This window comes from Tsukamurella sp. 1534 (assembly GCF_000312385.1).
GTDB lineage: Bacteria > Actinomycetota > Actinomycetes > Mycobacteriales > Mycobacteriaceae > Tsukamurella.
In genome coordinates, this window is record NZ_HE997627.1 from 774,781 (window position 1) to 795,225 (window position 20,445).

Genomic DNA, 20,445 nt, shown 5'->3' on the forward strand with positions numbered 1-20,445 from the left:
CTATCCTATGCGGGCCGCGCGAGTCCTCGGAGCCGGTCCTCGATCAGGTTGCCCAGAGCCCGCTGCCCGAGCACCGTCGGGTGCAGGCCGAAGGAGTCCGGCCCCTCGCCCTTGATCGTCGCGCCGCGCAGCGCGACGTACGGATCCGGGCTGCACGCCGGGTGGTCGACGGGCGGGTCGATGTAGATGGCGCCGCGGTCGGCCGCCACCTCCTTCACCATCCGCTGGAGCGCGTCGTACCAGGTCCGCCACAGGGGAACGCTCCACTGCGGGATCTCGGCGGCGGCGAGGCACGCGGGGTCCACCTCGCCCTCGGCGGGGAACAGCGGCAGGTAGCCGACCATGAGCAGCCGCATGTCCGGCGCGCCTGCCTTGCGGATGGCGTCGATGGTGGCCGCGTACTGGGCGCGCACGAAGTTCCACCCCTGGGTACCGGGGAGGTTGCGCTCGACCTCCTCGCGGCACGCGGCCTCGGTGCGCACGCCGGGGTCGGTGAAACACCGGGTGATCACGCCGCCGAAGCCGAGCGAGTTCGCGCCGGCGATCACGGTGACGAGGCGGGTGAACGGGCCGACACCGTAGATCTGGGGCGAGCTCTGCGGCTTCCAGGACAGCTGCGTCAGGTCGTCGAGCGAGGCACCCGAGCAGGCCCTGTCGGTGAAGGTGTTGGGCTGCAGCCGCTGGGCCAGGACGTGTCCCAGATCGTCGGAGTTGCGGCTGCAGAAGTCGAGGGCGTACCGCTTGCTCAGCGATCCCGACGCGGCGTAGCTGTCGCCCATGGAGACGTACTGGCCTCCGCCGGGCAGGTCGGGGATGTAGTTTCTGCCATTCGACTGGTAATGGATGTACCCGCTACCCCCGCCGATCGCGGTCGAGGCGCCCACCACGAGTGCGACGAGACACACCACGAGCAGGGCGGCGGTCGCACGGAGAGTCCTGGGCACCCCGGCGACACTACACAGGGGTGAATTCCCGCTGCCGTCGTGCGAGGTAGGCGGAGGGCGAGAGCCCGAGGAACGCGCGCACCTCGCGACTGAGGTGCGCCTGGTCGGCGTAGCCGCGGCGGACCGCGACATCGGCGGCCGGCGCGCCGGCCTCCAGTTCGCGACGGGCCGCGTCGAACCGCATGAGGCGGGCGGCCTGTTTGATGCCCATCCCGAACTCGGCGGTGAACTTCATCGCGAGGTACCGCGCCGACCATCCGGAGCGTTCGGTCAGCTCGGCGACGGTGACGTTCCCGTCGTGCCGGGCGAGGTGATCCCAGGCCGCGGCGGCGTCGGGCTGGACGGTCCGCTCGGACGTCGCGTGCCGGGACAGCACCCCGGCGGCCACGGCCTCCCGCTCGTGGGGCGCCGCGGCCGCGACGCGGCCGTGCAGCTCGCGGGCCAGCCGCGGGTGGAGAGCCTCGAGGTCGAGGGCCTCCCCCGCGAGCTCGGCCGCGGGCATGCCGGTGAGCGCGCGGACGAGGCTGGGCCGCAGGTCCACCTGGACGCCGCGCTGCATCCCGTCGTGGTGCACGAGGTAGGGCGTGGGGTGCATGCCCGAGAGGCACAGCCGGAACGTCGTGAGGCCGTCCAGACCGGGCCCCGTGAGGTCGAGGCCGTGCCCCAGGTCGACGATCATCGTGAGGGTCGGCGACGGTACGGCGAGGTGGTCCCCCGGGGCGGCGCCGGTGATCTCGTAGGCGACCGCACGGGCGGTGCCCACGGGCGACGCCCCGGGCACGGCGGTCATCCCGCGTAGGTACCGAAACTCCACGAGTTGCCCTCCGGATCGGCGATGCTGAACCCTCGGGACCCATAGTCCTCCTCCCGCATCTCCCGCACCAGGCGGGCACCCAGGTCCTGCGCGCGGGAGTACACGGCGTCGGGGTCGCCGACCACCACGTAGAGATTGCCGGTGCCGGTCTGCGCGGAGAAGGTCTTGTCCTGCTTGCAGGCGGAGTGGATCATCACGCGGCCGCCCTCGGGCCACAGCATCTCGGAGTGGACTACCTCGCCCTCCCCGTCGCCCTCGACGAGGACGCCGTCCTCGAAACCGAGGCGCCGCAACCAGTCCCGCTGCGCGAGCGGGTCCTGGTAGGTGAGTCCGGGCCAGATGTTCTTGTCAGTGCGTGTCGTGTTCATGCCTCCACGGTCGCACCGCGGCCGCACCCCGGGCTTGAAGGAATCCGCACCGCGTCCCGAGACACGACGACGGGCCGCCTCCGTGCTCCTGCACGGCGACGGCCCGTCGAAGGGGGTGTTACTCCTGGCCGACCTCGAAGCGGGTGAAGGCGAGGACCTTCACGCCCGCCTCGTCGAGCACCTGCTGGACCGACTTCTTGTTGTCGGTCACCGACGGCTGATCGGGAAGGACGGTGTCCTTGTAGTACGCGATCGTCTTGCCCTCGATGATCTTCGGCAGCGCCTGCTCCGGCTTGCCCTCAGCACGCGCGGTCTCCTCGGCGATGCGACGCTCGTTCTCGATGACGTCAGCGGGGACCTCGTCGCGGCTCGCGAACTTCGCCTTGAGCGCGGCGACCTGCATGCCGGCGCCGCGGGCGGCCTCGGCTGCGTCGTCGCCCTCGCCCGAGTACGAGACCAGCACGCCCACGGCGGGCGGCAGGTCCGAGCTGCGCTTGTGCAGGTACACGGCGACGGGGCCGTCGTACCGGGCCGCGCGGCGCAGCTCGAGCTTCTCGCCCAGCTTCGCGGACGCGGCCTCGACGACGGCCTCGACCGTCTGGCCGTCGACCTCGAGCGCCTTGATGGCCTCGACGTCACCCGTCTTCGCGGCGGCGGCCGCGGAGACGATCTTGTCGGCCAGCTCCTGGAACTCCGCGTTCTTCGCCACGAAGTCGGTCTCGGAGTTGAGCTCGACGAGGACGCCGTCCTTGGCGGCCACGAGACCCTCGGCGGTGGAACGACCGGCGCGCTTGCCGACGTCCTTGGCGCCCTTGATGCGCAGCACCTCGACGGCCTTGTCGAAATCGCCGTCGGTCTCGGTGAGCGCGTTCTTGCAGTCCATCATCCCCGACCCGGTGAGGTCGCGGAGACGCTTGACGTCAGCGGCGGTGTAGTTCGCCATGTGTGTGCGGCTCCTATCTAAGAAGGGAAGGTCGTGCGACCGAACGCGATCAGGCGTTCGGGGTCTCGGTGGCCGGGGCCTCCGTGGCGGGCGCCTCGGTGGCCTTCGCCTCGTCGGCACCGGCGGCGACCGTCGCCGACTCGAGGAGCTCCTGCTCCCACTCGGCGAGGGGCTCGCCGGCGCCGGCCTCGGGCTTGGCATCGCCGGTGGCGACGCCCGCGCGGGCCTGCACGCCCTCGGCCACGGCGGAGGCCACGACCTTGGTCAGCAGAGCGGCGGAGCGGATCGCGTCGTCGTTGCCCGGGATCGGGTAGTCGACGAGGTCGGGATCGCAGTTGGTGTCGAGGATCGCGATGACCGGGATGCCCAGCTTGCGGGCCTCGCCCACGGCGATGTGCTCCTTGTTGGTGTCCACGACCCAGATGGCCGAGGGGACCTTGGCCATGTCGCGGATACCGCCGAGGGTGCGCTCGAGCTTGTTCTTCTCACGCGTGAGCATGAGGATTTCCTTCTTGGTGCGACCCTCGAAGCCACCGGTCTGCTCCATGGTCTCCAGCTCCTTCATGCGCTGAAGACGCTTGTGGACCGTCTGGAAGTTGGTGAGCATGCCGCCCAGCCAGCGCTGGTTCACGTAGGGCATGCCGACGCGGGTCGCCTCCTCGGCGATGCTCTCCTGAGCCTGCTTCTTGGTGCCGACGAAGAGGACGGTGCCACCGTGGGCGACGGTCTCCTTGACGAACTCGTAGGCCTTATCGATGTAGGTCAGCGTCTGCTGCAGATCGATGATGTAGATGCCGTTGCGGTCGGTGAAGATGAAACGCTTCATCTTCGGGTTCCACCGGCGGGTCTGGTGACCGAAGTGCGCGCCGCTGTCCAGCAGCTGCTTCATGGTTACGACAGCCATGATGCCTCTTTCGTAGTTGTAGTTCTCACGCCGCGACGGCCGGTTCCCGCTGGTCAGCGGGCCGGACGGTGCGCGGTGTCCTGGTGTTCCGCCGTGCTGCACCCCTCCGGGGAGGGGACCGCGCTGCACGGCACGCCGCTTGGCGGCGCCGGGGGAACACGCGAAGTCACTCCGCCATACGGACGGAGCGCGGATTCAGTGTACGCCCGCAGCGCCGACCTGCGAAATCGTCGGTGCGTGAACCCCGGATGGAGCCCGCGATGAAGAAGCCCTCATCGGAGGCTCATGGCCGCCTCATCGCCATCGATCAGGATTGAGGCATGACGAAGTCCGGCGCTCGCCTCCTGGCACTCGTGACGATTCTCGCGGTGCCCGTCCTGCTGGCCCTCGCGGCGCAGGCGATCGCCTCCCGCCCCGGGGCACCGGACATCGGCGACACCGCACCGGTCCCAGTGCACGTGGAGCCCACGGTCAGTCCCTCGCCCGCGCCGCCGCCGACGGCTTCGTCGCCGTCGCCGACCCGCGCACCGTCGCCGGCGCAGCCCGCGGCGCCGCCCCCCGGACGTCCAGCGGCGCCCACCGGGCCGGGGGCTCCCACCGGCGGCGGGGCCGTCGACGTGGCACCGACCGTCGCGACCGAGCCCGTCCCACCGGGCGACGACGTGGGCGACGACGTGGGCGACGACGCCGGGGACGACGCCGGGGAGGACGGCGATGACTGAGGGGCGCGCGGGAAGCCGGTTCTCCGCCCGCTGGCGGATCCTGGGCTGGCTCATGCTGAGTACCGCCCTCGTTCTGACCGCCATGGTGATCAGCGTGTCCAGCGCGCTGCAGGCGCGGGCCGGGCACGATGCGAACGACGACGTCGCGCAGGAGGTCGCCGAGTTCCGGCAGTTCGCCGCCGAAGGCGTCAACCCGGAGACCGCCCGGCCGTTCACCGCGGCGGAACCGATGCTCGACGTCTTCCTCCGCCGCCAGCAGCCGGGCCAGGGCGAGGTGCTGTTGGGCATCGTCGACGGCGGCCGGGCGGTGATGTCGGTGCGCGGGGCGGACACGCCGGCCCGCGCCGAGCACGACGTGGCGCTCGACACCGACCTCCTCGGATCGGACGACACGTCGGGCGTCGCGCAGACACCGGCGGGCGAGCTGCGCTGGGCCAAGGCGGCGATCGCCACGGACGCGGGCGAGAGCGGTCACCTGTTCGTCGGGAACTACACCGCACCGGCGTACGCCGAGGTCGCGAGCACGACACGGCTGATGGCGGCCGCCTCGATCGGTGCGGTCGCGCTCACCGCGATCCTCGGCTGGCTGATCGCGGGGCAGATCCTGCGGCCGATCCGGGTGATGCGGTTGACCGCCGCGGACATCTCACGTGAGGATCTCACGCGGCGGATCCCGGTCCAGGGCAACGACGATCTCGCCGATCTGGCGGTCGAGTTCAACTCCATGCTGGACCGCCTGGAATCCGCCTTCGCCACCGAACAGCGGTTCGTCGACGACGCGGGGCACGAACTCCGGACCCCGATCACGATCATCCGCGGCCACCTGGAGCTTCTCGGCGATGATCCGCTGGAGCGCCGGGCCACCCTGAACCTGGTGACGCAGGAGCTCGACCGGATGAGCCGCATCGTGACCGACCTGCTGGCGCTCGCGAAGGCCGAGCGGGACGACTTCATCCAGATCGGAGGTCGGGTGGACGTCGCGGAGCTCACGCTGGACATCGATGCGAAGGTGCAACAACTGGCACCCCGCACGTGGGTACTCACCCACGTGGCGGACGGGCCCGCCCGCATCGACGCCCAGCGCGTCACACAGGCGATGTTGCAACTCGCGCAGAACGCCACGCAGCACACCGACCACGGAGCCGAGATCCGCCTCTCGTCGTACTTCGCGCAGGACGAGACCGGCGCGCCGGTCGTGGTGTTCGCGGTCTCGGACACCGGGCCCGGAGTTCCCGCGGCCGAGGCGTCCACGATCTTCGAGCGGTTCGCGCGCGGGACCGCCCGGCGCACCGTCGGCGAGCACTCCGGGGCGGGACTCGGCCTCGCCATCGTGCGCGCGATCGCGGACGGCCACAACGGTTCGGCGTTCGTCGATTCCACGCCGGGGCAGGGCGCGACGTTCGGGATCGCGCTGCCGACACGGGAGGAGCGGATATGAGTCACGTCCTGATCGCGGAGGATTCCGAGCGGATCAGCGCGTTCGTCGAGAAGGGGCTGCGGTCGGCGGGCTACCTGACCACCGTGGCGGACAACGGCGAGACCGCGCTCCTGCTCGCCCGCACCGGAGCTTTCGACCTGGTGATCCTCGACATCGGACTCCCCCGGCTCTCCGGTTTCGATGTGCTGCAACGGCTCCGCGACGAACGGAACGCCGTGCCGGTCATCGTGCTCACCGCCCGAGACACCGTGCACGACACCGTCGCGGGGCTGGAGGGCGGCGCGAACGACTACATGACCAAGCCCTTCGAATTCGCCGAACTGCTGGCGCGGGTGCGGCTGCGCATCCGCGCCGGCGAGAGCGGCAACGGCGGAGGCGGAGCCGGCACGATGCGGGCCGCCGGCCTGAGCCTCGACGTCCGCAGCCGGCGCGTCTCCGGCGACGGCGTGATCGCCGACCTCACCGCACGCGAGTTCGCGGTGCTCGAACTGTTGATGCTCAACGCGGGCCACATCCTCTCCCGGGAACAGATCCTCGATCGAGTCTGGGGCTACGACCACGACCCCACGTCGAACGTGGTCGAGGTCTTCATCCGGGCGCTGCGCCGCAAGCTCGGCGACGGCCGCATCGAGACCGTGCGCGGGCTCGGCTACCGGCTCCGCGAGGCCGCGCCATGAGCACGGTACACGGCAGCGGTATCCCGGGCGACGCCGTCCACGACCGCGGCACGCGGGTCTTCCACAGCACCACTCCCGTAGCCCGGCGGCCGGACCGCGGGCGGCCACCGCGGCTCCGGCTCCCCCGCCGACGCCTGCTGATCAGCGGCGGCGCGCTCCTCGCCCTCCTCGCCGCACTCACCCGGCTGCCCTCCGACGACGGCGCACTCACACCGGACGCCCGGATCACGCTGACGGTGTTCGCCATCGCGGTATGGGCGTGGGTGTTCACCGCGCTCGACGACACGTTCGTCGCGCTGGCAGCGGGCACCGCACTGGTGGTCTTCGAGGTCGTCGACAGTGACGAGCTCTTCGCCACCCTGGGCTCCGACATGATCTGGCTGCTGGTCTCGGCGTTCGTCATCGCCGCTGGCGTCACGTCGTCCGGGCTGGCGATCCGCGCCGCCGCGTGGCTGGTGGGTTCGGCGCGCACGGTCCGCGGCCTGGTTCACGTCGTGACCGCAGCGCTGGTGGCGACCGCGTTCGCGATCCCGTCGACGTCCGGCCGAGCGGCCCTCACCCTGCCGGTGTTCGTGGCGATCGCGGCCGCGCTCGGGAGCGGGCGCGGTGCGGGGCCGCGCCACCGCGTGGTGCTCGTCCTCGCCCTGGTGTTCCCCACCGTGATCCTGCTGTCCGCCGTCGGCTCCCTGTTGGGCGCCGGCGCGCACCTGGTCACGTCGCAGGTGCTGCACACGGCGACCGGCACGGGCTTCTCCTTCGCGGAGTGGCTGGTGCTGGGGCTTCCCCTCGCCGTGGTCTCCAGTCATCTCGCGGCGGAGCTCGTGCTGCTGCTGTTCAGCAGGCGCGCCGACCGGCGCGAACCGATCTCGATCCCGGTCGCCGACATCGAAGCCGCCTCGGGCACCCCGGTCACCGGCCCGCTCACCGTGCAGGAGTCGCGCGCGGCCCTGATCCTGGCGTCGGTGATCGTGTTGTGGTGTACCGAGCCGCTGCACGGCCTGCACCCCGCCATCGTCGCGCTGCTGGGCGCGCTGGTCACCACCTCCCCGCGCTACGGCTCGACCACCCTGAAGAAGACCCTGGGTGCGGTTCCGTGGTCGCTGCTGTTGTTCATGGCGGCGACGCTGGCGCTGGGCGACGCCCTGATCGCCTCGGGCGCGGCGGAGTGGATCGCGAACCGGCTCTTCGGCGGCCTGGGTGTGCGCAGCCCCTTCGTGTTCCTCCTCGCGATAGTGGCGGTCTCGACCGTCGCGCACCTGGTGATCCAGTCCCGGTCCGCTCGATCGGCCGTGCTCATCCCCGTCGTTGTGGCGCTCGCCCCCACGATGGGAGTCAGCGCCGCCGCCGCGGCGTTCGCGTCCACCGCGGCGGCCGGCTTCTGCCACACGCTCCCGTCGTCGGCCAAGCCCGTCGCCCTGTTCAGCGACGTCGAGGGAACCCGCACGTACGCCCCCGGGCACCTGCGGAAGCTGTCGCTGTTCCTCGCGCCTCTGATGATCGCGCTCGTCCTGCTCTTCTCATACCTCGTCTGGCCGCCGCTCGGGCTGCCGGTCCACCGTTAGGAACCACCGTGCCCGTCACCGTCCCCCACCGCATCCTGGTCGCCCCCAGCGGATTCAAGGAGAGTCTCAGCGCCGCCCAGGTCGCCGAGGCGATGGCTCGCGGCGTACGGCGCGTGCTGCCCGGCGCGGTCATCGAGGCGGTCCCCATGGTCGACGGCGGCGAAGGCACCGCGCGAGCGCTGGCGGAGGCGACGGACGGCCGCCTCGTCCCCGCGATCGTGACCGGCCCGGTCGGCGAGCCCGTCGCCTCCCACTTCGCCCTCCTCGGCGGCGACGCCGCCGGCACCGCGGTCGTGGAGATGGCGGCTGCCGCAGGCCTGCGGCTGGTGCCGGCCGACCTCCGCGACCCCACCCGCACCACCTCGCACGGAGTCGGCGAGCTGATCCGTGGCGCGCTCGACGCGGGCGCGCGCCGAATCATCGTGGGGTGCGGCGATTCCGGCGTCTCCGACGGCGGCGCAGGGATGCTCACGGCGCTCGGCGCACGGGTTCTCGGGCCCGACGGTGCGCCGATCGCCCCCGGGGGTGCCGGGCTCGCCGACGCTGCCCGGCTCGACCTCGCCTGCCTGGATCCCCGCCTGGCCGAGGCCGAGATCGTGGTCGCCTGCAACGTTCACAACGTGCTGTGTGGACCGAAGGGTGTCGCGCGGGTCTTCGGCCCGCAGAAGGGCGCGACCCCTCAGCAGGTCGAGCTCCTCAGCAGCGCACTCGAGCGCTGGGCGGACGTCCTGGAGAACGCCTGCGCGGCACCGGGTCTCGATGTACGGAACGGACCCGGCACCGGCGCGTCCGGTGGGATCGGCGCCGCACTCGCCGCGGTGTGCGGGGCCGCGCTCACGAGCCGCTTCGAGGTGCTCATGGACGGCGAACTCAGCGGAGTCGACCTCGACGCTCACATCCGCCGCGCTGATCTGGTCCTCACCGCCGAGGGCGCCGTCGATTACCAGACCCCGCACGGCAAGATCCCCGCCGAGGTCGCGCGCCGCGCCAAGCGGCACGGCAAGCCCGTGATCGCGCTGGCCGGCAGCATCGGCGAGGGCGCCGCCGATGTGCACGACATCGGGATCGACGCGGTCATGGGGATCATCCCCATCCCGATGGACATCGCGCAGGCCGTCAGCGAGGCCGCCCCCTTGGTGGCGAACGCCACCGAGCGCACGCTGCGGCTCGTCACCCTGGGCTGCTCGTTCGGCGCCACCGGATGATCGGCATCGGTCCGTCGGTCACCGGGGCGAGCGGCCGCTACTCGAGCACCCTCTCGCGGTCACGCTCGACGGTGCGCTTCTCCCAGAACGTGGCGCCGACGATGCCGAGCGGAGTGGGATCGAACTGCGGGTCGATACCCATCTTCTGCTGGCGTTCGAAGTCGCGGAGCGCCGCGAAGGCGGCGTTCTGTAGCACCAGGATGCCGAGGATGTTCAGCCATGCCATGAGCCCGACGCCCAGGTCGCCCATCGCCCACGCGTCCTTCGCCTCGGAGACGCACCCGATGGTGACCGAGACCAGGATGAGCACCTGGAGCAGCATCGTCAGGACCTTGCCGACGGGCGAACCGAGACCGGGGATCAGCGCGGTGGCCGCGCGGCCCATGATGAAGCGGAGGTTGGTCTCCGCCATGTAGTAGTACGCCACGATCGTGGTGAAGCAGAAGAACGCGAGCGAGATCGCGATGAAGCTGGCGCCTGCCCCGTTGAACACGGTGTCGAAGCCCTGCTGCGCGTACGCCGGCCCGACGGTCGGATTCCCGATGAGGGCGCCGCCTTCCGACTTCACCGGGTCCGTGTTCGACTCGCCCTCGAAGACCCGGTAGGCGCCCGTGCTCAGGATGATGAACGCGGTGGCCGAGCACACGAACAGGGTGTCCACGTAGACCGCGAACGCCTGGGCCAGGCCCTGTTTGGCGGGGTGGCTCACCTCGGCCGCCGCGGCGGCGTGCGGGCCCGTGCCCTGACCGGCCTCGTTCGAGTAGACGCCGCGCTTGACGCCCCACAGCACCGCGGTGCCCACGAGGGCGCCGAATCCCGCGGACAGGTCGAAGGCGTCGCTGATGATCAGGCCGATCACGCCGGGGACCGCGTCGAGGTTGAACGCCATGATGATCAGTGCGGCAACGATGTAGAGCACCGCCATCACGGGCACCACGACCGACGCGAACGTCGCGATCCGCTTGACCCCGCCGATGATCACGAACGCGAGCACGATCACCACGCCGACCGCGGCGATCCACGGCTCGATACCCCACGCGCTCTCCATCGCGGCGGCCATGGAGTTGGACTGCACCATGGGCATGAGGAGGCCGCAGGCCAGCACGGTGACCGCGGCGAATGCGAGGCCGTAGACCTTGCCGGCGACCGCGAATTTCGTGTGCGCGAAGGCGCGCCTGAAGTAGTACGCGGGCCCGCCGCGGTACTCCCCCGTGAGCTGGTCGCGCTCCTTGTAGATCTGCCCGAGCGTGCACTCCACGAACGACGTGGAGGCGCCGAGGAACGCCATCGCCCACATCCAGAACACCGCACCGGGGCCGCCGAACGCGATGGCGGTGGCGACGCCGGCGATGTTGCCGGTGCCCACGCGGCCGGCGAGCGACATCGCGAGCGCCTGGAAGGAGCTGACGCCCGAATCCGAGCTCTCGCCCTTCTTCAGCTGCCCGAGCATCGCCGGGATCTGCCGCACCTGAACCAGGCGGGAGCGGATGCTGAAGAAGATCCCCACCCCGAGGCAGAGGAAGATCAGCCCCTTGCTCCACACGTACTCGTTCAGCGTCGCCAGCAGCTCAGACATGCGAGCAACCTTAAGCGGACTCTCAAGGGATGGGAGCACATCCGCGATCTTCTGTTACCCACAAGTAATCCCGCCGCAAACTTCCCGGTCGGCGTGCCGCTGTCAGCGCACGAAGAGGTCGTCGAGGTGGCGGTCGATCGCGGCGAGCGCGGCGTCGGGGGTGATCACGCCGAGTTCGAGCAGGGGCGTCAGCCCGGTGAGCGCGAGCACCCGGTCCGTCTCGGTCGACGGTGCGCGGTCGGCCGCGATCAGTCCGTCGGCGATCGCACGCACGATGAGCTCCTCGACCTGCGCCCGCCCCTGCCGCATGCCGTCCCGCGTCCTGGCGCGGACGGCGTCGTCGTGCAGGGCCTCGAGGACGTAGGCGGCGTTCATCCGGCTCGTCGCGCGCGCGTCATCGTGCAGCGGCAGCATCTCGACGAGTGTGAGCCGCAGGATGTCGCGCGGGTGCGGGTCTTCGCCGAGGCCGGCCAGCCCGCGCGCCACCCGCTCCCCCGTGTGGGCGGCGGCGAAATCCATGGCGAAGGTGAGCAGCTCCTGCCTGGAGGCGAAGTAGTGCTGCAGCTGGCCGTGCGACATCCCCGCCTCCTTGGCCACCTCGCGCAGGCTCAGCCGCAGGACGCCGCGGGTGTCCACCACGCGCCACAGTGCACGGGCGATCGCCTCGCGCCGCTCCTGATGATCGACCTGTTTCGGCATCGCGGCCCTCCTCTCCTCTTCAATACACTTGAAATAATACATATGGCTGATAACCTCGGACCAGACGACGCGCCACAGAGAGGTCACCGAGATGCGCGAGAATCCCGCAGTCCGTACCGCCGAGGGCGTCGTCGAGGGCCGCTCCCTCCGGGGCACCGCCGTCTTCCGCGGCATCCCCTACGCACTGCCGCCCGTCGGGGCGTTGCGGTTCGCCGCCCCCGAACCGGCCCCCCATTGGGAGGGCGTACGGCCCGCGGTCGAATTCGGGCCCCCGCCGCCGCAGTCCGGGCCCGGCCCCAAGGCGGAGGCGTCGGACGACGCGAACTGGCTCACCGTCTCCGTGTGCACGCCGGACCCCGGCCGGTCGGGGCTGCCCGTCCTGGTGTGGATCTCCTGCGGCGGCTACATGGCCGGGACCGCGGCCGACCCGATGTTCGATCCCACCGCGCTCGCGAGCGAGGGCCTGGTGGTCGTGATCGTGCAGTGCCGGATGGGCGCCGAGGGTTTCGCGCTGTTGGACGGCGCACCGTCGAACCGGGGCCTGCTGGACCAGATCGCCGCGCTCGAGTGGGTCCAGCGGAACATCGCCGCGTTCGGCGGCGACCCCGAGGCGGTGACCATCGCCGGCACGTCGGGCGGCGCGGGGTCGGTCGCCGCCCTGCTCACGATCCCGCGGGCGCGGCCCCTGTTCCGGCGGGCCATCACGCACTCCGTCCCCGGGCTGCACATCAGCCCTTCGCTGGCGGCGGAGGTCACGGCCGCGCTCGCGGAGCGCCTCGGCGTCGCGCCGACCGCGGCGGCCTTCGCGGGGGTCCCGCCGCAGCGCCTCGCCGAGGAGGTCACCGCGCTCTGCGCCGACTCGCCGACCCGCCGGGAGCGGTGGGGCCGCATGGCCCACCTCGGGATCGTCGTCTGCCCGATCATCGACGGCGACCTCCTTCGGGAGATCCCCTGGACCGCACTGGAAACGGGCCGCGCCGCGGGCGTCGACCTGCTCGCCGGGCACATGCGCGACGAGTTCCGGCTGTTCAGCATCATGATGGGCGTGCGCGGCACGTTCACCGAGGAGGACGCGGCCACGGCGCGGGAGGTGTTCGCGCCCGGCGACCCCGCCGAGTACCGCGCCGCGTATCCGCACGCGACCGCGGACGAGATGGTGGAGATCGTGTACTCCGACGCCACCTTCCGCATGCCGTCCGTGCTGCTCGCCGAGGCGAACGCCGCGGCCGGCGGCACATCGTTCCTGTTCGAGATGTGCTGGGAGTCAGAGGTCTACGGCGCCTGCCACAGCATCGACGTCCCGCTCGCGTTCGGAACGCTGGACTGCCCCACGGGCGTCCTCCTCTTCGGCGAGGACGCGCCGGACGGTGCGCGCGCGGTATCGGACGAGCTCCTCCACACCTGGGTGCGGTTCTGCGCCACCGGCGATCCGGGCTGGCCCCGCTACGACGCCGATCGCCGGACCACCCGGCTCCTCGGCGCCCCGTCGACGACGGCGCCGTATCCCGAGGAGCGCTCGCGCCGGATCTGGCAGGGCCGGCCACCCGCGCCGTTCGCCCCGCGTGATCAGGCCGCGACGGGCGAGGGCTCCTCGGACTCGTCGGCGTAGACGTCCGTGCGCGGCGCGTTGTAGGCGTCCTCGTCGAGGATGCCCTCCTGCTTGGCGACGATCGTGGGGATCAGCGCCTGTCCGGTCACGTTGAGCGCGGTGCGTCCCATGTCGACGATCGGCTCCACGGCCAGCAGCAGGCCGACGCCCGCGAGGGGCAGGCCCAGCGTGGACAGCGTGAGCGTGAGCATCACGGTGGCGCCGGTGGTGCCGGCGGTCGCCGCGGACCCGATCACCGAGACCACGACGATCAGCAGGTAATCGGTGATGCCGAGCTCCAGGTGGAAGAACTGCGCCACGAAGATCGCCGCGATCGCGGGGTAGATCGCCGCGCACCCGTCCATCTTGGTCGTCGCGCCCAGCGGCACCGCGAACGACGCGTACTCGCGGGGCACGCCCAGGTTGCGCTCGGTCACCCGCTCGGTGACGGGCAGTGTGCCGATCGAGCTGCGGGACACGAAGCCCAGCTGGGCGGCGGGCCAGACGCCCGTGAAGAACTGCTTCACCGAGAGGCCGTGTGCGCGAACCAGCAACGGGTACACCACGAATCCGACGATCGCGAGGCCCAGGTAGATCGCACCGGTGAACACGCCGAGCGAGCCGATCGCATCCCAGCCGTAGGTCGCGACCGCGGTGCCGATGAGCGCGGCGGTGCCGATCGGCGCGAGCCGGATGATCCACCACAGCACCTTCTGGATCACGGCGAGCAGCGACTCGTTGAACCGGATGAACGGCTCGGCCTTCTCCCCCACCTTGAGGGCGGCGATACCGATGGCGGCGGCCACCACGAGCACCTGGAGCACGTTGAAGCTCAACGAGATCGCACCGTCGTCCGACGCCTTGGCCTGCAGGCCGAGGAAGTTCGACGGGACCAGTCCGGTGAGGAAGGCCCACCAGGATCCGGTGGTCGACGGTGCCTTGCCCTCGCCGGTCACCGTCGTGTGCGCACCGGGCTGCAGCACCAGGCCGAGGACGATGCCGATGACCACCGCGATGAACGCGGTGATCGCGAACCACAGCAGGGTCTTCCCCGCCAGTCGCGCGGCGTTGGTCACGTTGCGCAGGTTGGCGATCGACGCGATCACGGCGGTCACGATGAGCGGTACGACCGCGACGGTGAGCAGCTTGACGTAGCTGGAGCCGATGGTCTTGAGGGTGCCGATCAGCCAGTTCACGTTGCCGTCGGCGGCGGGCGCCAGCGAGCGGGCGAGGAGGCCGAGAATCACACCGGCCACGAGGCCGACGACGATCTGGAAGCCGAAGTTCTTCAGCAGCGGCGGGATTCGGGAGGGCTTGTTCGCGGGGTCCGCGGATACAGCGCTGGACATAGTCGTGTCCTTAGGAGATGTGAGGGTCCGGGTCACGGACGAAGAATGTGCGGAGGCGGGACGGCGCTCAGCGGCGACAGAGCGCGCTGGCCGTCTGGACCTGGTCGACGAAGCGCCGACTCGTCAGGAGGATCTGCACCCGTCCACAGTACGCCCCTGCATCCCGGTAACGAACCGCGGTCCACGTAGTGTGATCCTTCACGAGTCAAAGGATCGGACCACGAGAAACGGGAGTACATGAACCGCACGCCACCGTCGCCGGGGCGCCTCGCGCTGATCCTCGGATCGCTGTCGGCGTTCGGCCCCATCACCACGGACCTGTACCTGCCGGCGTTGCCCGCCGCGGCGGCGGATCTGCAGGCCTCGCAGGCGTCCATCCAGGCGACGCTCACGGCCTGCCTCATCGGCCTGGCGCTGGGCCAGGTGTTCGTCGGGCCGCTCTCGGACTCCATCGGGCGCAGGCGCCCGATGATCGCCGGCATGGCGCTGTTCATCCTGAGCTCGCTGCTGTGCGCGGCGGCGCCGTCGGTGTACCTGCTCGACGGTGCGCGGCTCCTCCAGGGCCTGGCGGGCGCCGCGGGGATCGTGCTCAGCCTCGCGATCGTGCGTGATCTGTTCCACGGTGCCGATGCGGCGCGGATGATCGCGACGCTGATGGCGGTGGGCGGCGTGGCGCCGATCGTCGCTCCGCTCGCCGGCGCGCAGCTGCTCCGCGTCATGGACTGGCGGGGGCTGTTCGTCGTGCTCGCCGTGCTGGGCGTGGCACTGCTCGCCGTCGCCGCGCTGTTGGTGCCGGAGACGCTGCCGGCGGCGGACCGTCGGCCCGCGGGCTGGGCGTCGGTGGGCGCCGGGTTCGCCTCGCTCGCCCGGGACCGCAGGTTCGTCGCGCTCACGCTGGCGGGCGGCCTCGCGTTCGCGGCGATGTTCGCGTACATCTCGACGTCGGCGTTCGTGTTCCAGAGCCACTACGGCTACTCCGAGTCCGCGTTCAGTGTGGTGTTCGCGGTGAACGCGGTGGGGCTTCTGGTGACGAACCTGCTCGCGGGCCGCCTGGTGACGCGGGTCCCCGCGGGCGCGCTGGTGCGGCTCGGCCTCGGGGGCATGGTCGCGGGATCGGTGGCGTCCCTGGCCGCGCTCACCGCGGATTCGCCGCCGTTCGTGATCGCGGCCCTGTTCGTCACGGTCTCGAGCCTGGGGCTCGTGATGCCGACAGTGGCGGCGCTGGCGCTGGAGGATCACGGTTCGCTCGCGGGCACCGCGTCGGCGGCGCTGGGCTCGGCGCGGTTCGTCCTGGGCGGGGTCGCGGCGCTGTTCGCCGGGATCGGCGGGAACCCGGTGGTGTTGGGGGTGGCGATAGTGGTGTGCGCGGCCGGCGCGGCCGCTGCTTTCGCGTTCGCCAAGCGGGAGCCAACCGCCGCCCGCTAGGTTCGAAACATGGCTTCTTCAGAATTGGAAACTCTGCCCTCGTTCCCGGGGATCAGCTCGCGGGCGTGGGAACACCCCTCGGATCGCGCCGCGTTGGTCGCCCTCCGCGGCCTCAAGGGCTTCGACACGATCCTCAAGGCCATATCCGCCCTCCTCCGCGAGCGCCAGCACCGCCTGTTGTACCTGGCGTCGGGAGTGCGGGTGGACGAGCGGCAGTTCCCGGAGTTGCACGCGATGCTGGCCGATTGCGTCCGCGTCCTCGACGCGCCGACGACGCCGGAGGTCTACGTGGTCCAGGACCCCGCGGTGAACGCCTTCACCATCGGCATGGACACGCCGTTCATCGTGATCAACACCGGCCTGTTGGACCTCATGGACGCCGACGAGCAGCACTTCGTGCTGGGCCACGAACTGGGCCACGCGCTCTCCGGTCACGCGGTATACCGGACGATGCTGATGCACCTGCTGCGCCTGGCCGGCAGCTTCGGTTGGATGCCGATCGGCGGGTGGGCCCTGCGCGCGATGGTCGCGGCCCTGATGGAGTGGCAGCGCAAGTCCGAGCTGTCCGGTGACCGCGCGGGCCTGCTCTGCGTGCAGGACCCCGATGTCGCGATGCGGGTGCACATGAAGACTGCGGGCGGCACCCGGCTGGACGAGATGGACACCCAGCGCTTCCTCGCGCAGGCCGCCGAGTACGAGCGCACGGGCGACCTCCGGGACGGCGTCCTGAAGCTGCTCAACCTGGAGCTGCGGTCGCACCCGTTCTCCGTGCTGCGGGCTGCCGACCTCAACCGCTGGGTGGAGCGCGGCGACTACGGGCGGATCCTCGCCGGCGAGTACCCGCGCCGTGAGGACGACGACAGTGCCAGCGCCGCCGAGGAGTTCCGGACCGCGGCGCGCGGTTACAAGGAGAACTTCGACGCGTCCGCCGATCCCCTCATCACGACCCTGCGGGACTACGGCTCGTCCGCGGTCAACACGGTCGGCCAGGGCGTGACCGACGTGGCGACGGGCGTCGGCCGCAAGTTCGACGAGTGGCGCCGGAACTCGGCCCGCAAGTACGACGACGGGGGCACCGGGGACGCCGCCGGCGAATGACCGGCCCCCGTTTCCGCTGATCTGTCAAGCCCCCTGTGGAGGAAGCGTTCTCCTCCACAGGAGCACCTGGTTCACGCCGTTCACGACGGGGTCGTGCCGCATCGTCGGAGCATGCGCACGATCACGTTCCTGCTCGGCCTGGTGCCTGTCCTGATGTCCCCTCCGGCGGCGCGGGCCTCGCCGGGCTACGACTGGCCCCTGGATCCTCGGCCCGCGGTGGTGACGCCGTTCGCGAACCCGGAGAAGCGGTGGCAGTCCGGGCACCGCGGCGTGGACCTGGCCGCTGTCGCCGGGCAGCCCGTCCACGCGTCGGGCGCCGGGCGCGTGCACCACGTGGGCCGGGTGGACGACCGCACGGTCGTCTCGGTGATGCACCCGAACGGTCTCCTCACCACCTACGAGCCCGTCGACGGTCCGCTGGTGCGCGAGGGCGACGAGGTGTCCGTGGGCAGCCCGATCGGCCGGGTGGCCGCGGGCCATCCCGGCTGCCCGGTGGCGGCGTGCCTGCACTGGGGGTTGCGCAGGGGTGCGGGACACGCGGCCCGCTACTACGACCCGCGGCTGCTGGTCGGAGCCGCTCCGGTGCGGCTCCTGCCCGACGGATGAAATGCGCCGGGGTCGCGCGGAAACGGCCCGCGGGTGCAACGATTGGTCCCGTGACGGACGAACAGACACCGGACAGCGCACCGTCGGACCCCGAATCGGGCCAGACGCCCGCCGAGCGGCTCCAGGAGGCCCAGACCATCGCGTACCCCAGCAGCTCCGCGAGCACCCGGCGCAAGCGGCCGGAGCACGACCCCACCGTCGTCGTGCTGTTCGGCGCGACGGGCGACCTCTCGCGACGGAAGCTCCTGTGCGGCCTGGGTTATCTCGCGGTGTCGGGGCTCGGGCCCGATATGCGGGTGATCGGCACCAGCCTCGACGACATGACCGACGAGCAGTTCCGCGCTTTCGCCCGCAGCGCCGTCGACGAAGTGGGCGCGCGCAAGCTCACCGACGAACAGTGGCAGGAGTTCGCGCCGGACCTGTCCTACGTCAACACCTCCGCGGGGCCGGAGGCGCTCGCGAAGGCGGTCGCGGAGAAGGAGAAGGAGCTGGGCGCGGAGCAGGGACAGCGCGTGCGCCGCCTGTTCTACCTCAGCGTGCCGCCCAAGGCCGCGACGTCCGTCATCGACACCCTCGCCAAGGCGGGGTTGACCGAGGGCTCGCGGGTGATCATGGAGAAGCCGTTCGGCGAGGACCTGGAGTCGGCGTTGGCCCTGAACGCGGAGGTGCACAAGACCTTCCGCGAGAAGCAGATCTTCCGGATCGATCACTTCCTCGGCAAGGAGGCTGCGCAGAACATCCTCGCGTTCCGCTTCGCCAACGGCCTGTTCGAGCCGATCTGGAACCGCAACTTCATCGATCACGTGCAGATCGACATCCCGGAGTCCCTGGGCCTGGACGCGCGCGCCGCGTTCTACGAGCCGACCGGCGCCTACAAGGACATGGTGGTCACCCACCTGTTCCAGGTGATGGCGTTCGTCGCGATGGAGCCGCCGACCGCCCTGGAACCGCGCGCCATCTCCGAGGAGAAGAACAAGGTCTTCCGATCGCTCGAACCGATCCGCCCGGAGGACGTGGTCCGCGGCCAGTACATGGGCTACCGGCAGGAGAAGGGCGTCGATCCCGAATCGGATACCGAGACATTCATCGCGCTGGAGGCCCGCATCGACAACTGGCGCTGGGCGGGCGTGCCCTTCTACCTGCGCACGGGGAAGAAGATGGCGCAGGGCATGCGGATCATCTCCGTCGCCTTCAAGGAGGCGCCGAAGTCGATGTTTCCCAGCGGATCCGGGATCGGCCAGCAGGGCCCGGATCACCTCACCTTCGACCTCGCCGACGAATCGAAGGTGTCGCTGAGCTTCTACGGCAAGCGCCCCGGCCCGGGGATGCGGCTGGAGAAGCTGTCGATGCAGTTCTCCACCGAGGAGACGGATCGGGCCGACGACGTGCTGGAGGCGTACGAACGGCTGATCCTCGACGCGATGCACGGCGACCACACCCTGTTCACCACCGCCGAGGGCATCGAATCCCTGTGGGAGCGTTCGATTCCGCTGCTCGACGACCCGCCGCCGGTGAAGCTCTACGAGCCGGCCTCGTGGGGCCCGAACTCGATCCACCAGTTGATCGCGCCGAACGCGTGGCGGCTGCCGTTCGAGCGCAGCTGGCGGGACTGACCCGAGGCTTCAGGCCCGCGGGTGCGCCTGCTCGTGGGCGGCACGTAGCCGCGCGACGGAGACGTGCGTGTACAGCTGCGTGGTGGCGAGGGAGCTGTGCCCCAGCAGCTCCTGCACCACGCGCAGGTCCGCACCGCCGTCCAGGAGGTGCGTGGCGGCGGTGTGCCGCAGCCCGTGCGGAGCCACCTCACGCCCGCCCGGGACGGATCCCGTCACCTGATGGACGACGGTCCGCGCCTGCCGCGGGTCGAGGCGCCCGCCGCGCGCCCCGAGGAACAACGCGGAACCCGAGCGCGCCCCCACCAGCGCGGGCCGCGCCTCGTCGAGCCAGCGGCGCAGGGCGTCGGCGGCGGGCGCGCCGAACGGCACCGTCCGCTCCTTGTCGCCCTTGCCGATCACCCGCAGCACGCGATTGCCCCGGTCCACGGATCCCACGTCCAGCCCGCACAGCTCGGAGACTCGGATGCCGGTGGCGTACAGCAGTTCCGCGATCGCCTGGTCGCGTACGGCGATCGGGTCGCCCTCGGCCGCGCCGGAGGCGGCGTTGGCGAGCGCCTGCGTCGCATCGTCGGCGGAGAGGACCGACGGCAGGGTCCGCCGCGCCCGCGGTGCCTTGAGCCTGGCGCCCGGATCGGCGTCGAGGTGGCCCCGGCGGGTCGCCCACGCGGTGTAGGTCCGCGCCGAGGACGCCTGGCGCGCCAGCGTGGTGCGTGCCGCGCCTGCCGCCGCGCGCCCACCGAGCCAGGCCCGCAGCGTCGCCAGGTCCAGACGGTCCGCCGCCACCCCGCGCTCCTCCGCGAAGGCGAGCATCGACTGCAGGTCGGCGAGGTAGGCGCGCACTGTGTGCTCGCTCCGGCCGCGTTCGAGCCTGAGATAGGTCTCGTACTCGGCCAGGGCGTCGGTCATGGTCTCCA

The 20,445-nt window shown here is 71.1% G+C and carries 19 protein-coding genes; 10 read left to right on the forward strand and 9 right to left on the reverse strand.

Annotated elements, in window-relative coordinates:
- Nucleotides 1–5: 5 nt before the first annotated feature.
- The 5 genes from BN39_RS16070 to rpsB form a co-directional block, all read right to left on the reverse strand.
- Nucleotides 6–944 (reverse strand): SGNH/GDSL hydrolase family protein, encoded by a 939-nt coding sequence (locus tag BN39_RS16070; protein WP_159103258.1) that lies wholly within the window; start codon nucleotides 942–944, stop codon nucleotides 6–8.
- Between the two features lie 10 nt (nucleotides 945–954).
- Nucleotides 955–1,734 carry an AraC family transcriptional regulator gene (locus tag BN39_RS16075; RefSeq protein ID WP_019203460.1) on the reverse strand — a complete coding sequence of 260 codons (780 nt, stop codon included), beginning with the start codon at nucleotides 1,732–1,734 and terminating at the stop codon, nucleotides 955–957.
- On the reverse strand, nucleotides 1,731–2,126 hold the full coding sequence (locus BN39_RS16080; RefSeq protein ID WP_019203461.1) for a VOC family protein: 396 nt from the start codon (nucleotides 2,124–2,126) through the stop codon (nucleotides 1,731–1,733). Before BN39_RS16080 ends, BN39_RS16075 begins: the two co-directional genes overlap by 4 nt.
- A gap of 118 nt (nucleotides 2,127–2,244) precedes the next feature.
- Nucleotides 2,245–3,069, reverse strand: a complete 825-nt coding sequence (tsf, locus tag BN39_RS16085) for a translation elongation factor Ts (RefSeq protein ID WP_019203462.1) — start codon at nucleotides 3,067–3,069, stop codon at nucleotides 2,245–2,247.
- Nucleotides 3,070–3,118: 49 nt separating this feature from the next.
- Nucleotides 3,119–3,973: a 30S ribosomal protein S2 gene (gene rpsB, locus BN39_RS16090; protein WP_019203463.1), complete on the reverse strand. Its 855-nt coding sequence runs from the start codon at nucleotides 3,971–3,973 to the stop codon at nucleotides 3,119–3,121.
- Nucleotides 3,974–4,293: 320 nt separating this feature from the next.
- Here rpsB and BN39_RS23005 point away from each other — a divergent pair, with 320 nt between their 5' ends.
- From BN39_RS23005 to BN39_RS16115, 5 genes are read left to right on the forward strand one after another with little or no spacing between them, the layout of a single operon-like run.
- Complete coding sequence (locus tag BN39_RS23005; RefSeq protein WP_019203464.1) at nucleotides 4,294–4,695, forward strand: hypothetical protein; 402 nt, start codon at nucleotides 4,294–4,296, stop codon at nucleotides 4,693–4,695.
- Complete coding sequence (locus BN39_RS16100; RefSeq protein ID WP_019203465.1) at nucleotides 4,688–6,133, forward strand: cell wall metabolism sensor histidine kinase WalK; 1,446 nt, start codon at nucleotides 4,688–4,690, stop codon at nucleotides 6,131–6,133. The genes BN39_RS23005 and BN39_RS16100 overlap by 8 nt, the downstream gene beginning before the upstream one ends.
- Entirely contained in the window at nucleotides 6,130–6,810 is a 681-nt protein-coding gene (locus tag BN39_RS16105; RefSeq protein ID WP_019203466.1) for a response regulator transcription factor, read from the forward strand. The genes BN39_RS16100 and BN39_RS16105 overlap by 4 nt, the downstream gene beginning before the upstream one ends.
- Nucleotides 6,807–8,372: an SLC13 family permease gene (locus tag BN39_RS16110; RefSeq protein ID WP_019203467.1), complete on the forward strand. Its 1,566-nt coding sequence runs from the start codon at nucleotides 6,807–6,809 to the stop codon at nucleotides 8,370–8,372. Before BN39_RS16105 ends, BN39_RS16110 begins: the two co-directional genes overlap by 4 nt.
- 8 nt (nucleotides 8,373–8,380) lie before the next feature.
- A complete protein-coding gene (locus BN39_RS16115; protein ID WP_019203468.1) occupies nucleotides 8,381–9,577 on the forward strand; it encodes a glycerate kinase in 1,197 nt (398 codons plus the stop codon).
- A 37-nt stretch (nucleotides 9,578–9,614) separates the two neighbouring features.
- Here the strand turns inward: BN39_RS16115 and BN39_RS16120 are convergent, their stop codons facing one another.
- Nucleotides 9,615–11,153 carry a sodium:alanine symporter family protein gene (locus tag BN39_RS16120; protein ID WP_019203469.1) on the reverse strand — a complete coding sequence of 513 codons (1,539 nt, stop codon included), beginning with the start codon at nucleotides 11,151–11,153 and terminating at the stop codon, nucleotides 9,615–9,617.
- Between the two features lie 102 nt (nucleotides 11,154–11,255).
- Nucleotides 11,256–11,852, reverse strand: a complete 597-nt coding sequence (locus BN39_RS16125; RefSeq protein WP_019203470.1) for a TetR/AcrR family transcriptional regulator — start codon at nucleotides 11,850–11,852, stop codon at nucleotides 11,256–11,258.
- A gap of 91 nt (nucleotides 11,853–11,943) precedes the next feature.
- On the opposite strand from BN39_RS16125, the gene BN39_RS16130 reads away from it, so the two are divergent.
- Nucleotides 11,944–13,461: a carboxylesterase/lipase family protein gene (locus BN39_RS16130; RefSeq protein ID WP_019203471.1), complete on the forward strand. Its 1,518-nt coding sequence runs from the start codon at nucleotides 11,944–11,946 to the stop codon at nucleotides 13,459–13,461.
- Here BN39_RS16130 and BN39_RS16135 read toward each other — a convergent pair.
- Nucleotides 13,419–14,789 carry a dicarboxylate/amino acid:cation symporter gene (locus tag BN39_RS16135; protein WP_019203472.1) on the reverse strand — a complete coding sequence of 457 codons (1,371 nt, stop codon included), beginning with the start codon at nucleotides 14,787–14,789 and terminating at the stop codon, nucleotides 13,419–13,421. The two genes, BN39_RS16130 and BN39_RS16135, sit on opposite strands and share 43 nt — an antisense overlap.
- A gap of 237 nt (nucleotides 14,790–15,026) precedes the next feature.
- On the opposite strand from BN39_RS16135, the gene BN39_RS16140 reads away from it, so the two are divergent.
- From BN39_RS16140 to zwf, 4 genes are all read left to right on the forward strand, one after another.
- Complete coding sequence (locus BN39_RS16140; RefSeq protein WP_019203473.1) at nucleotides 15,027–16,214, forward strand: multidrug effflux MFS transporter; 1,188 nt, start codon at nucleotides 15,027–15,029, stop codon at nucleotides 16,212–16,214.
- Nucleotides 16,215–16,223: 9 nt separating this feature from the next.
- On the forward strand, nucleotides 16,224–17,312 hold the full coding sequence (locus tag BN39_RS16145) for a M48 family metallopeptidase (protein ID WP_040768127.1): 1,089 nt from the start codon (nucleotides 16,224–16,226) through the stop codon (nucleotides 17,310–17,312).
- Nucleotides 17,313–17,423: 111 nt separating this feature from the next.
- Nucleotides 17,424–17,918: a M23 family metallopeptidase gene (locus BN39_RS16150; RefSeq protein WP_019203475.1), complete on the forward strand. Its 495-nt coding sequence runs from the start codon at nucleotides 17,424–17,426 to the stop codon at nucleotides 17,916–17,918.
- 137 nt (nucleotides 17,919–18,055) lie between these two features.
- The gene (gene zwf, locus BN39_RS16155) at nucleotides 18,056–19,531 is read left to right on the forward strand and encodes a glucose-6-phosphate dehydrogenase (RefSeq protein ID WP_040768518.1); all 1,476 of its coding nucleotides are present in this window, start codon (nucleotides 18,056–18,058) and stop codon (nucleotides 19,529–19,531) included.
- A 9-nt stretch (nucleotides 19,532–19,540) separates the two neighbouring features.
- On the opposite strand, the gene BN39_RS16160 is transcribed toward zwf, so the two are convergent.
- Nucleotides 19,541–20,437, reverse strand: a complete 897-nt coding sequence (locus BN39_RS16160) for a tyrosine recombinase XerC (protein WP_019203477.1) — start codon at nucleotides 20,435–20,437, stop codon at nucleotides 19,541–19,543.
- Between the last annotated feature and the right edge of the window lie 8 nt (nucleotides 20,438–20,445).